Here is a 12,515-nt window from a genome sequence, read left to right on the forward strand (position 1 = left end):
TATAAAATTGTATTTTCGTTGTATGCCAACTTCATTAGAACTTCAGCTAAAAACACTACCTTCTTCACCAGGAGTTTATCAATATTTTGATAAAGATGAGGTGATTATTTATGTAGGAAAGGCTAAAAACTTAAAAAAACGTGTTTCTTCTTATTTTACGAAGACTCATGAGAATGGTAAAACGCGAATTTTAGTTAAAAAAATTGTTCGGATAGAGCATGTTGTTGTTGATACTGAAACGGATGCATTATTGCTCGAAAACAACTTAATCAAAAAGTATAAACCACGTTACAATGTTTTATTAAAAGATGATAAATCATATCCGTGGCTTTGTATAAAAAAAGAACGTTTTCCAAGAGTTTTTTCTACCCGAAGAGTTGTTAAAGATGGTTCTGAATATTTTGGACCTTACACCAACATGAAAATGGTACAATCACTCTTAAGTTTAATTAAAGAGCTGTATCCGCTGCGAACTTGTACGTACGATTTAAGTCAAGAAAAAATAGCTTCTTACAAGTATAAAGTTTGTTTAGAATATCATTTGGGTAATTGTAAAGGCCTTGTGAAGGGCATCAACATGAAGATAATTATTTCGAAGAAATTAGGGCAATTAGAAATATTCTTAAAGGAAATTTTAAAGAAATTTTAGAGCGATTACAACAAATAATGCTCGATTTTGCTTCGGATATGAAGTTTGAAGAAGCTCAGAAAATTAAAGACAAATTAGATTCTTTAAAAAATTATCAAGCAAAATCTACTATTGTAAATCCGTCTATTAATAACGTAGATGTTTTTTCTATTATTTCTGATGAAACTTACGGTTATGCAAACTTTTTTAAAGTGATGAATGGCGCAATTGTGCAATCATACACTACAGAGATTAAAAAGAAACTAGAAGAAACTGACAAGCAATTGTTAGAGTTGTTTATTATAGAAACTCGCAGTCGATTTAATTCCTTATCAAGAGAAGTTTATGTGCCTTTTAAGGTGAATTTAGGAGAGCAAATAAAAGTGACCGTACCTAAATTAGGAGACAAAAAACGAATTGTAGATTTATCAGAAAGAAATGCGAAGTATTATCGCATGGAGCAGTTTAAGCAAATAAAAATTGTAGATCCAGATCGTCATGTAAAACGAATAATGGGGCAAATGCAAAAAGATTTACGTCTGCATGAAGAACCACGCCATATAGAGTGTTTTGATAATTCGAATATTCAAGGAACGCATCCTGTTGCTGCTTGTGTAGTTTTTAAAGACGGAAAACCGAGTAAAAAAGAATACCGTCATTATAATATTAAAACAGTGGAAGGACCTGATGATTTTGCATCGATGGAAGAAGTGGTTTTTCGTCGTTACAGACGCTTGTTAGAAGAAAAACAACCATTACCACAATTAATTGTTATTGATGGAGGAAAAGGTCAGTTATCATCAGCCTTAAAAAGTTTAGACGCTTTAGGTTTGCGAGGAAAAATAGCTATAATTGGAATTGCAAAAAGATTAGAAGAAATTTATTATCCAGGAGATTCTGTGCCTTTATATTTAGATAAGAAATCAGAAAGCTTAAAAATAATTCAGTTTTTAAGAAACGAAGCTCATCGATTCGGAATTACATTACACAGAAACAAACGAAGTAAAAGCGCTATTCAATCCGAATTAGAACAAATTCCTGATATTGGTAAACAAACCATTACTAATTTATTGCGTAAATTTAAATCAGCAAAAAGAGTAAAAGAAGCTACATTAGAAGAATTAAAAGAAATTGTTGGTTTTTCAAGAGCTCAAAAAATATATCAGTTTTATCAAAAAGAAAAAGAATGAAAAAGTTATTAATCATATTGTTTTTACCTGCAATTATGCTGGCGCAAAATCAACCAAAAGTAGGGTTAGTTTTAAGTGGAGGAGGTGCTAAAGGTTTTGCTCATATTGGGGTTTTAAAAGAGTTGGAAAAAACAGGAGTACAAATAGATTATATTGGCGGTACGAGTATGGGTGCTATTGTTGGTGGTTTATATGCCGCTGGTTATACAGCGGATCAAATAGAACAGGTAGTTTTAGATGTTGATTTTATGGATTTGATTCAAGATAAAATTGATAGAATAGATAAGCCTTTTTTTACAAAACAATATGGAGAGAAATATGCACTTTCTTTACCGATAAAAGAAGGTAAAGTAGGGCTTCCTTTAGGATTGTCTAAAGGACAAAATGTATTGAATTATTTAACAGAATTATTAGCTCCGGTTGATAATATTACCGATTTTTCAAAACTTCCAATTCCGTTTTATTGCATTGGTACCAATATCGAAACTGGGGAGGAAGTAATTTTAAATAAAGGATCATTGCCTTTAGCTTTAAGAGCAAGTGCAGCCTTTCCTTCGTTGTTAAATCCTGTTGAAATTGATGGAAAGTTATTAGTTGATGGTGGTGTAGTGAACAACTTTCCCGTAGACATCATGAAGAAAAAAGGTGTAGATTTTATTATTGGAGTAAATGTTCAGGGAGAATTACTAAAAAAACACGAACTCTCTTCTGTTGCTGCGGTATTAATGCAAATAGTAAATTTTCAGATGTACCAAAACTCTGATGAGCAGGTGCGTCTTTTAAATGTTTATTTGCGTCCAGAAATTTTAGAATATAGTGTAATTTCTTTTGATAAAAAGGATGAAATATTACGAGAAGGGATAAAAAAAGCTAAAAAATATACCGCTATTTTTGATAGTATAGCAAAGTTACAAACACGAAAAAGAGTACCGGTAATAAATAAAATCGAAGAAGATAAATTCTTAGTTGATCGAATTATTATTAAAGGAAATAAAAACTATACGAATAATTATATTTTAGGAAAACTACAGCTAAAGGAAGGAGATAGTACTTCGTATAAAGACATTTCAAAAAAAATTAATGCACTAACTGCTTCTAGAAATTTTAACCGAATTAATTACCGTTTTTATAAATCTTTTCAAGGAAAAAAATTAGAGTTACTTGTTAAAGAAGAAAAAATACAGTCTTATTTTAAAATTGGTTTGCATTATGATTTATTATATAAATCAGCAGTTTTATTAAACTACAACCATAAAAAATTAATTACACAAAATGACGAACTCTCTTTAGATGTTGGTATAGGAGACAATATTCGCTATGATTTTAATTATTTTATTGATAATGGATTGATTCCTAGTTATGGGTTTAAATCAAGATACAATTCTTTTAATAGTAGTTTTTTACATCAAAATAACCTTGTAAATGGTAAGTATGTAGATTTTACCAATGCAGTATATTTTCAAACTACAGTTGATAAGAAGTTTGCCTTTGGTATTGGTCTTGAAAATAAATACATTCGATTAAGTTCCGAAAATATTTTGGCAAACGGAGAAGAGGTTTTTTTTGATAAAAGTAATTATGTTAACACTTATTCTTTCTTGAAGTTAGATACTTATAATAAAAAAATGTTTCCAACTGGAGGGTTTTATGCGGGTTTAGGATTTAAATGGTTTATGTGGTCAGATAGGAAGGTTAAATTGCCCAAATTGGTTCAGGGAAGTGAACCTTTTCATCAATTTTCTCAAATTTCAGGAACGTTGGGTTTTGCAACAACTTTTTATAATAAATTAACTTTTCAGTACATATCAGGAGCCGGATATACTTTAGGAAAAAAATCATCACAAATATTTGACTACCGTTTAGGTGGTTACAATAAAAATTATATTAATAATTTCTCCTCTTTTTATGGTTATGAAACAGGTTCGTTAAATAACCAATCTTTTTTAAAATCTGAATTTAATTTAAGATATCAATTTTTAGAAAAACATTACGCAACGTTTGTTGCTAATTATGCACGTGTAGAAGAGAATGTCTTTCAAGTAGAAAAATTATTTGATAATACTAAGTCAGGATATGCCTTAGGCTATAATGTAGAAACCTTCATAGAGCCAGTAGAATTAAAGTATTCTTGGTCACCAGACCATAACGAAAACTATTGGTTATTTAATTTAGGATTTTGGTTTTAGCGCATAAAAAAACCCGTTTCGAAAGAAACGGGTTTTTATTTCATAATAAGATTGCCTTACTTACTTTTTTTCTTCTTTAAAAAGAATTTATATTGTAAGTATTGGTATGCATCTCTAGGTAATATTTTAATCCACTTTTTGTGTTGTACAAACCATTTAAAACGAATAGAATTAACGCCTTTTGTTAAATAAGCAGCTATAAAAGGATGTACATTTAATGTAATTTCCTTGTAGTCTTTACCGTTATTTAATATGCGCTCTAATTCAGCTTCAATTTTATCTAATAAAACAATAGGAGCTTCAACTTCTCCGTTTTTATTAGGGTTTGGTTCACGTGTTTTTATTTCTAATTCAGGTCGTACACGTTGTCTTGTAATTTGTACTAAACCAAACTTACTCGGAGGTAAAATTTTGTGTTTTGTACGATCTAAAGACATTGCATCTTTTAAATGCTGATATAATTTCTGTCTGTTTTCAGTACTCTTCATATCAATAAAGTCAACAACTATAATCCCACCCATATCACGCAATTGTAACTGACGTGCTATTTCGGTGGCAGAAATTAAGTTAACTTCTAAAGCAGTTTCTTCTTGGCTTAAAGCTTTATTTGAGCGATTACCACTATTTACATCAATAACATGTAAGGCTTCGGTGTGTTCAATAACTAAATACGCACCTTTGCTCATAGAAACTGTTTTACCAAATGATGTTTTTATCTGACGTTCAATACCAAATTTCTCAAAAATTGGTGTGTCAGATTTATGAAGTTTTACAATATTTTCCTTCTCAGGAGATATTTCTTGTAAATACTCTTTAATTTCGATCATTAAATCTTCATCGTTGGTTACAATACTTGTAAAAGAATCGTTCATTACATCTCTTAAAATAGAAGATGCTCTGTTTAACTCACTTAATATTTTTGTTGGTGTGTTTTTGTTAGCAATGCTATTACACATTTTCTCCCAACGTTCAAGTGAATTTTGTAAATCTTTATCTAGTTCTGCTACCTTTTTATTCTGGGCAACAGTACGTAAAATAAGCCCAAACCCTTTTGGTTTGATGCTTTTTGCTAATTTTTTTAAACGTTCTTTTTCTTTAGGATCTGCTATTTTTTGAGATACAGATACTCGGTTAGAAAAAGGAACTAAAACTAAAAACCTACCAGCTATTGATAGTTCCGAGCTAATACGCGGACCTTTGGTAGATATTGGTTCTTTTACAATTTGTACTAATAAATTTTGACCTGATTTTAGTACATCATTAATTTTCCCGTCCTTATTGATATCATTCTCAGAACGAAAGTTTTTTAAAGTGAATTCTTTATAATTACCTGTGCTTACCTTCTTAATGAATTTATTTAAAGATTGTACTTGCGATCCTAAATCATGATAGTGTAAAAAACCATCTTTAGGATAACCAACATTTACAAAAGCGGCGTTTAAACCAGTCATCACTTTTCCTATTTTTGCTAGAAAAACATCTCCGACTGAAAATTTATTATCGCTTGTTTCTTTGTTTAATTCAGTAAGTCTACCATCTCTTAGTAAGGCGAAATCAATATCAGAAGAATTTGAACGAATTATTAATTCTGTTTTCATTCTGAATATAGTTTTGTGCCAACGTAAAATTTTACGAAGACGGATTAATTTGTAAACAGGTATAATTTTTATACCATTTTAAGGTGTCTAAACCTTAGTGTCAATGAACTTAATAAGCTATTAAAAGCAACGAAAAAGTAAGCGTTAGCTTACTTTTTCTTGTGACGATTTGCTCTTGCTCTTTTCTTTCTTTTGTGTGTAGAGATCTTAGCTCTCTTTCTTTTTTTACCGCTTGGCATAATTAAAATGTTTTATAAAGTCTTTATCGGTAAAGACCTTTGGTTAATAATTTTATTATTTTACAGATACTTTAGTTTTAACACCCTCTGTAAACACTTTTGATGGTTTAAAAGCTGGAATGTTGTGTGCAGGAATCTTAATAGTCGTATTTTTTGAAATATTTCTACCAGTTTTTTCTGCTCTAGTTTTGATGATAAAACTACCAAAACCTCTTAAATATACATTATCTCCGCTCTCTAATGCATCCTTTACCTCGTCCATAAACGCTTCAACAGTTGCTAAAACATCCGCTTTTTCAATCCCGCTCTTATCTGAAATTTTAGATACGATATCTGCTTTTGTCATTCTATATATATTTTGAATTTATTTTTAAAAATGAGGGTGCAAATATATGATAATTAATCTATTCGGAAAATAATAAGAATAAAAATATCTAAATAAAATACAGTATTTTCGCTGGCTCAATTTACATAAATGAAATCAGCTAATCAACTTATTCACTGGTATTTAAAAAATAAAAGAGATTTGCCTTGGCGTAAAACGAAGAATCCTTACCTAGTTTGGTTAAGTGAAATCATGTTACAGCAAACACGAGTAGCTCAAGGATTGCCTTATTTTCTAACATTTACAAGCGAGTTTAAAACGGTATTCGACTTAGCAAAAGCCGATGAAAGTAAAGTACTTAAATTATGGCAAGGATTGGGTTATTATTCACGAGCACGTAACTTGCATTTTACAGCAAAATATATAGCTAATGAGTTAAATGGTGTTTTTCCTGATAATTATAAAGAGTTATTAAAGTTAAAAGGAATTGGAGATTATACAGCTTCTGCAATAGCTTCTGTTTGTTACAATGAGCCTGTTGCGGTTGTTGATGGAAATGTATATCGAGTTCTAGCACGTTACTTCGGAATTAATACGCCAATTAATTCTACTAAAGGAATCAAAGAATTTAAAGAATTAGCACAAACACTAATTGATGTTTTGCAACCAGGAATCTATAATCAAGCAATTATGGATTTTGGTGCAATGCAATGCAAGCCACAAAATCCGTTATGTAATTCGTGTCCTTTTTCAGATAGTTGTGTAGCTTTAGCTAAAAAACAAATTAAAGAACTTCCTGTAAAAGAGAAAAAAATAAAAGTTAAAAAACGTTATTTTAATTTCTTAGTAGTTGTTTCCGATGATGGAAAAACAGTCTTGGAAGAAAGAGTAGGTAAAGGAATCTGGCAAGGATTGTATCAGTTTCCATTACTGGAAACAGAAGAACCAATTTCTGAAACAACATTAGTTAATAACGAACAGTTTGCAACCCTTTTTCCTAAAGAAACAACATTGTCTTTATTTAATAAAAAAGATATTGTACATAAATTATCACATCAACACTTATTTACAAAATTTTGGATTGTAAAAACATCAACTATCAATAAAAAAACTATTTTATGGAAAGATATTAAGCAGTTTCCAGTACCAGTTTTGATTGATAATTTTTTAAATGAATTTTTAAATAACAACTAGTAAATTTGTATATTTGGTTTTACACAAATGGGTAAATTATGGCAGGAACAGTTAATAAAGTTATTTTAATAGGTCATTTAGGTGATGCGTTAAAAATGCATTATTTTGAAGGTGGGAATGCTATTGGTCGTTTTCCGTTAGCAACAAACGAAACATATACTAACCGCCAAACGGGAGAAAAAGTAACCAATGTGGAGTGGCATAATATTGTTGTGCGTAATAAGTTGGCTGAAATTTGTGAGAAATATTTAACAAAAGGAGATAAAGTGTATTGTGAAGGACGTATTAAAACGCGTCAATATGAAGCAGATGGGCAAAAACGCTATGCAACAGAAATTCAAGTACAGGAAATGACTTTTTTATCAACTAAAAAAGAACTTAGTAACGGGGTTTCTACTCCAAATGCAACTCCAGGAAATAGTGTTGCACCAAATGTAATGCCTCAAAAAAATGATGATTTACCATTTTAGTTTACTTAAATTTTAAAAATTGGATATAGAACCCAACTCCTTGTTTTTGGCAATAATTAATATCGATTTGCTAACAACATTAAATTGTTTATTAGTACTCTTTTTGTTAATCTGTTCTGCTTTGGTTTCAGGAACAGAAGTCGCTTTTTTTTCTATTTCACAAACCGAATTAGAGGAGCTTTCATCTTCATCAAAAGGAAAAAGTACGGTTGTTAAATTACTTGAAAATCCGAAGAAATTATTAGGAACTATTTTAATAACAAATAATTTCATTAATATTCTCATCGTACTAATATTTGCATCTTTAGGAGAATTTTTTTTTAGTGAATTTTCCGACGGAGTAAAATTTTTGATAGAAGTTGTTTTGGTAACTTTTCTTATTTTGTTATTTGGCGAAGTATTACCAAAAGTATACGCAACCAGAAAATCGATGCAGTTTGCAAGTTTTATGGCAAAACCAATTCAGTTTTTAAATGTTTTTTTAACACCGTTAAGTACGCCTCTTATAAAATTAACAAGTATTGTAGAGAACAAATTAGGAAACAAGAATAATAATTTTTCTGTAGAGCGTTTATCACAAGCATTAGAATTAACTTCTAGTGGAGCAACAACAAAAGAAGAGCAAAAAATTTTAGAAGGAATCGTAAGCTTTGGTAATACCGAAACGGTACAAATTATGAAGCCAAGAACCGATGTTTGTGCTATTGCAGATGACACAACATATGAGGAGGTTTTAAAAATAATCTTAAAAAACGGATACTCAAGAATTCCTGTTTATCAAGAAAATATAGACAATATTAGAGGTGTTTTATATGCAAAAGACCTACTGATGTATTTGAATGAAAAACGTTTTGAGTGGCAAAAATTACTACGAGAAGCCTTTTTTGTACCTGAAAACAAAAAATTAGACGATTTGTTAAGTGAATTTCAAGAAATGAAAAAACACTTAGCAATTGTTGTTGATGAATACGGCGGTACAAGTGGAATTGTAACGCTAGAAGATGTTATTGAAGAGATTGTAGGAGATATAAATGACGAGTTTGATGATGATGATTTAACGTATTCTAAAATCGATGAAAATAATTATATTTTTGAAGGAAAAACTACCATCAAAGATTTTTGTCGTGTTTTAGAAGATGACGATGAAGAAAAATTTGAAGATGCAAAAGGAGAAAGTGAAACCTTAGCAGGTTTTATTTTAGAAGTATCAGGTAAGTTCCCTAAAAAAGGAGAGAAAATAAATTTTAGTAAATATACGTTTACTATTGAAGCGCTTGATAAAAAGCGTATAAAACAGATAAAAGTAACACGAAATGCGTAAATTTTTATTGTTGATATCAGTAATGTTATTAATAAGTTGTGGCGAAGATGTTATGCCAAAACCAAAAGGATATTTAAGCTTAGAATATCCAGAATTGGGGTATAATACCTTAAATAAAACGAGACCATATCGTTTTGATGTGGCAAAAAACGCCGCAATTGAAAATCTGCCAAATAATTGGTTAAAAATCCAGTATCCTAAGCTAAAAGCATCGGTTCATATTACATACCGACCAGTGAATAACAACTTGCGAGAGCTCTTGTTAGAAGCCGAAAAATTGGTATTAGAACACACCGTAAAAGCCGATCATATTTCTTGGAGAGACTATGCCGATACAGATAAAAAAATATACGGTAAAATGTGTGAAATTTCCGGTAATGCGGCTTCACAAATACAGTTTCATGTTACCGATAGCACCAATCATTTTTTAAAAGGCTCACTGTTTTTTTACACCAAACCTAATTACGATTCTATTTTACCAGCAGTTGAATATATCAAAAAAGATATGATTCATATGTTAGAAACTTTAGAGTGGAAGCAGTAGTTTTTTCTGAAGCTATTTCCCGCTTTCCGCACTCGCTCTCTGCGAGGAGCTCAAACAAATGCTACAATCGGGGCTAAGCTTATTTATGAAGTTTAGCTGCTGTAAAACTACTTTTTTACATTGCTATTTTGTAGCAATAAGTAAAACTGTAATCCAAATAATACAGCACCCGAAAGTAAATGTGTTGCTTGTGTTCCGATAGGAAAATCAGCATAATACATTAAAATACCAGTCATAGTTTCTAAAAACAGTAAAAAAACAATCCAATTCACCAATTTGTAACCTAAATCTTTAATTTGATTTAAGTAAAATATCCCCAAGTTTACCAACACAATTGCAATGGTAAACGAACGATGAAAGTAAAACTTAAAACTAGGGTTTAGCAAGCTATAATGTTTATTATCAAAACCAAATAATTTTACTTGCTCATCAATAAATTGACGAACTTGAGTTCCGAGCGCAATTTGAATTAAAGAAAATACTACCGAAACGATTAATAATTTATTAAAAAGCGAATTGTATTTCTTTTTATTTGTTTCCTCGAGTGCAGTTGAGAGGTTTTTATCTTTTGATGCAATAAAATAGAGCCATAATAACAAGGCAACAATTACCAAACCACCAACCATATGAATGGTAATAATGGTGGGTTTTAAATTAGTATCAACAACGGTTTTTCCTAACCAAGCTTCAAAAAGCATTAAAAAGAAAGCACCGAATGATAAAAAGGTAATAAGCTTCTTTTCTCTCCAGAATTTAGTGGAAACAAAAATTAAAAACAAAAACGGAATACCTGCCAAAGCAGAAGTTAATCGGTTAATGTATTCTGTCCAAGTATGAAATTTATTAAATTTTGCGTAGCTATGCTTAGTGTATTTCACCCAGTTGGTACTAATGAATTCTTGTGCTGTTTTTAAATCATTTTCGGCAACGAATAAAACATTGTTTTTAACGATTATCATTCCTTTGTTATACTCGGTATTGGGTTGCCAAGTAATTTGCTCTTCAGAAGTGGGCGGAATGTAATATCCGAAACATTTTGGCCAGTCTGGGCAGCCCATTCCAGATCCTGTCATGCGAACTACCGATCCTGCTAAAAAAATAAGATATACAGCAATCAACGAAATTTTTACTAGGAGTGGAAAGTGTTTTTTCATCAAAAAAAGTTTTTACAAAGATAAGATAAACGCATAAAAAAAGCCTCTCAAAAGAGAAGCTTGATTTTTATTTTTAAGCTAAAATTATGCTTTTTTTGTTTCAGCACAACATTCTTTCTTGCAATCTGTAGCACATGCTTTTTTCTCAGCCTCGCTTTTTTTACACGCTCCTTTTTTTGCACATGCTTCTTTTTCAGCAGCTGTTTTTGCAGTACATTCTTTTTTAACGCAACATGCTTTTTTGCATCCCTCTTCACAAGTTTTTTTACTTGTTTCAGAAGCTTTATACATGTCTCCACTACCAATTCCTTCAACAAAAGCAATTAAATCGGCTTTGTTTGTAATGTTTGCATCATATTTTACATTGGCAATACTGTCGTTAAAAACCACGTTAGCTTCTAATACTCCTTCTTTTTTAGATAAATCAGAAGCTATTTTTTTAGCACATCCTATTTCGCAGGTCATTCCAGAAATACTTAAAGAAAGTTCTTTTGTATTTGCTGCAACCTCAGTTTTTTCTTCTTTAGTTGCATCATTTTTCTTTGCTTCGGTTTTACATCCAACGGCTAAAAAACTAACAAGAGTTAAAGCGAATATTATTTTTTGAATTTTCATCATTTTAATTTATTGGGTTATTTAGCAAAGTTATTAATAAAATAATGTTTATAAAGTGAAATAAACGATTTTTGTGTTTAAATGGATTGAAAATGAGTAATCAACAACGAAAATGGTTGTATTTAACGGTGCTTTCGATAGTTTGGGGGAGTTCTTTTATCTTAATGAAAAAGGCTTTGATTGGTTTAACGCCAATTCAGGTAGGTGCGCTTAGAATATTAATAACCGCAGTTTTTTTATTATTGATTGGATTTAAAAGTATTTCTAAAATAAAAAAAGAACATATTAAATATATTGTATGTACCGCTTTTTTAGGAACGTTTTTTCCTGTATTTTTATTTGTGTACGCAGTAAAAGGAATAGATAGCTCAATTTCTGCAATTTTAAATTCGTTAACACCTTTTAATACATTTATTTTTGGAGCTTTAGTATTTGGTTTTTCTTTTAAAAAGAAACAATTTATTGGAATTTTAGTTGGTTTGATAGGTACGCTTATTCTTATTTTAAAAGGATCTGAGTTAAATCCAAATCAAAACTATTGGTATGCTATTTTGGTAATAATTGCATCTGTAGGTTATGCGTTTAATGTAAATATTATAAAAAAATATTTATCTGATGTAGATGCATTAGCAATTACAGCAGGGAATTTTTTAGTATTAATTATCCCTGCATTCATAGTGTTACTTTTTACCGATTTTTTTAGCACTTTTCAAACAAATACTCATGTAATGAGTTCGTTAGGATATATTACTGTTTTATCAATTGTAGGAACAGGAATTGCTAAGATTATTTTTTATGATATGGTTCATATTTCATCGCCAATTTTTGCTTCGTCTGTAACGTATTTAATTCCGATTGTAGCCGTAATGTGGGGAATTATTGATGGAGAGAAATTAAGTTTGATACAGTTATTTGCTGGAGGAATTATTTTATTGGGAGTTTGGATTACAAATAGATCAAAATAAAAGAGAGCCAAAACTTTCGCTTTGGCTCTCTTAATTATTTTAAGGTTTTCTATTTACTGAAAATCAGCATCAGAAACACCTTCATT

Annotated in this window: 10 protein-coding genes and 1 pseudogene; 7 read left to right on the top strand and 4 right to left on the bottom strand. The window is 30.5% G+C overall.

Annotated features, from left to right (window positions below; genetic code table 11):
- Positions 1–22 precede the first annotated feature (22 nt).
- Positions 23–1,818: pseudogene (uvrC, locus tag PG912_RS00400) on the top strand (excinuclease ABC subunit UvrC).
- Positions 1,815–4,004 carry a patatin-like phospholipase family protein gene (locus PG912_RS00405; protein ID WP_275688043.1) on the top strand — a complete coding sequence of 730 codons (2,190 nt, stop codon included), beginning with the start codon at positions 1,815–1,817 and terminating at the stop codon, positions 4,002–4,004. The pseudogene uvrC and the gene PG912_RS00405 overlap by 4 nt, the downstream one beginning before the upstream one ends.
- 56 nt (positions 4,005–4,060) lie before the next feature.
- Here PG912_RS00405 and PG912_RS00410 read toward each other — a convergent pair whose 3' ends face one another.
- Positions 4,061–5,602: a ribonuclease E/G gene (locus tag PG912_RS00410; RefSeq protein ID WP_275688044.1), complete on the bottom strand. Its 1,542-nt coding sequence runs from the start codon at positions 5,600–5,602 to the stop codon at positions 4,061–4,063.
- A gap of 294 nt (positions 5,603–5,896) precedes the next feature.
- The gene (locus tag PG912_RS00415) at positions 5,897–6,187 is read right to left on the bottom strand and encodes an HU family DNA-binding protein (RefSeq protein ID WP_068702156.1); all 291 of its coding nucleotides are present in this window, start codon (positions 6,185–6,187) and stop codon (positions 5,897–5,899) included.
- Positions 6,188–6,316: 129 nt separating this feature from the next.
- Between PG912_RS00415 and mutY the strand changes: the two genes are divergently transcribed.
- The 4 genes from mutY to gldD are packed head-to-tail and all read left to right on the top strand — an operon-like array spanning position 6,317 to position 9,695.
- Positions 6,317–7,360, top strand: coding sequence for an A/G-specific adenine glycosylase (gene mutY / locus PG912_RS00420; protein WP_275688045.1), 1,044 nt, complete (start codon positions 6,317–6,319; stop codon positions 7,358–7,360).
- Between the two features lie 38 nt (positions 7,361–7,398).
- Positions 7,399–7,830, top strand: coding sequence for a single-stranded DNA-binding protein (locus tag PG912_RS00425; RefSeq protein WP_275688046.1), 432 nt, complete (start codon positions 7,399–7,401; stop codon positions 7,828–7,830).
- A gap of 19 nt (positions 7,831–7,849) precedes the next feature.
- The gene (gene gldE, locus PG912_RS00430; protein ID WP_275688047.1) at positions 7,850–9,151 is read left to right on the top strand and encodes a gliding motility-associated protein GldE; all 1,302 of its coding nucleotides are present in this window, start codon (positions 7,850–7,852) and stop codon (positions 9,149–9,151) included.
- A complete protein-coding gene (gldD, locus tag PG912_RS00435; protein ID WP_275688048.1) occupies positions 9,144–9,695 on the top strand; it encodes a gliding motility lipoprotein GldD in 552 nt (183 codons plus the stop codon). The genes gldE and gldD overlap by 8 nt, the downstream gene beginning before the upstream one ends.
- 107 nt (positions 9,696–9,802) lie before the next feature.
- Here gldD and PG912_RS00440 read toward each other — a convergent pair whose 3' ends face one another.
- Together PG912_RS00440 and PG912_RS00445 are read right to left on the bottom strand one after the other, a co-directional pair.
- Entirely contained in the window at positions 9,803–10,849 is a 1,047-nt protein-coding gene (locus PG912_RS00440; RefSeq protein ID WP_275688049.1) for a COX15/CtaA family protein, read from the bottom strand.
- 84 nt (positions 10,850–10,933) lie between these two features.
- Positions 10,934–11,464 (bottom strand): cation transporter, encoded by a 531-nt coding sequence (locus tag PG912_RS00445; RefSeq protein WP_275688050.1) that lies wholly within the window; start codon positions 11,462–11,464, stop codon positions 10,934–10,936.
- Between the two features lie 92 nt (positions 11,465–11,556).
- On the opposite strand from PG912_RS00445, the gene PG912_RS00450 reads away from it, so the two are divergent.
- Entirely contained in the window at positions 11,557–12,429 is an 873-nt protein-coding gene (locus tag PG912_RS00450; protein WP_275688051.1) for a DMT family transporter, read from the top strand.
- The last annotated feature ends 86 nt before the right edge of the window (positions 12,430–12,515 follow it).

This window comes from Tenacibaculum retecalamus, from assembly GCF_027941755.1.
Classification (GTDB): Bacteria; Bacteroidota; Bacteroidia; order Flavobacteriales; family Flavobacteriaceae; genus Polaribacter; species Polaribacter haliotis_B.

Excerpts from the sequence above, each read along its gene's own strand:
- PG912_RS00405 (WP_275688043.1), top strand. The coding sequence starts at position 1,815 with ATGAAAAAGTTATTAATCATATTGTTTTTACCTGCAATTATGCTGGCG.
- PG912_RS00410 (WP_275688044.1), bottom strand. The coding sequence starts at position 5,602 with ATGAAAACAGAATTAATAATTCGTTCAAATTCTTCTGATATTGATTTC.
- PG912_RS00415 (WP_068702156.1), bottom strand. The coding sequence starts at position 6,187 with ATGACAAAAGCAGATATCGTATCTAAAATTTCAGATAAGAGCGGGATT.
- mutY (WP_275688045.1), top strand. The coding sequence starts at position 6,317 with ATGAAATCAGCTAATCAACTTATTCACTGGTATTTAAAAAATAAAAGA.
- PG912_RS00425 (WP_275688046.1), top strand. The coding sequence starts at position 7,399 with ATGGCAGGAACAGTTAATAAAGTTATTTTAATAGGTCATTTAGGTGAT.
- gldD (WP_275688048.1), top strand. The coding sequence starts at position 9,144 with ATGCGTAAATTTTTATTGTTGATATCAGTAATGTTATTAATAAGTTGT.
- PG912_RS00440 (WP_275688049.1), bottom strand. The coding sequence starts at position 10,849 with ATGAAAAAACACTTTCCACTCCTAGTAAAAATTTCGTTGATTGCTGTA.
- PG912_RS00445 (WP_275688050.1), bottom strand. The coding sequence starts at position 11,464 with ATGAAAATTCAAAAAATAATATTCGCTTTAACTCTTGTTAGTTTTTTA.
- PG912_RS00450 (WP_275688051.1), top strand. The coding sequence starts at position 11,557 with ATGAGTAATCAACAACGAAAATGGTTGTATTTAACGGTGCTTTCGATA.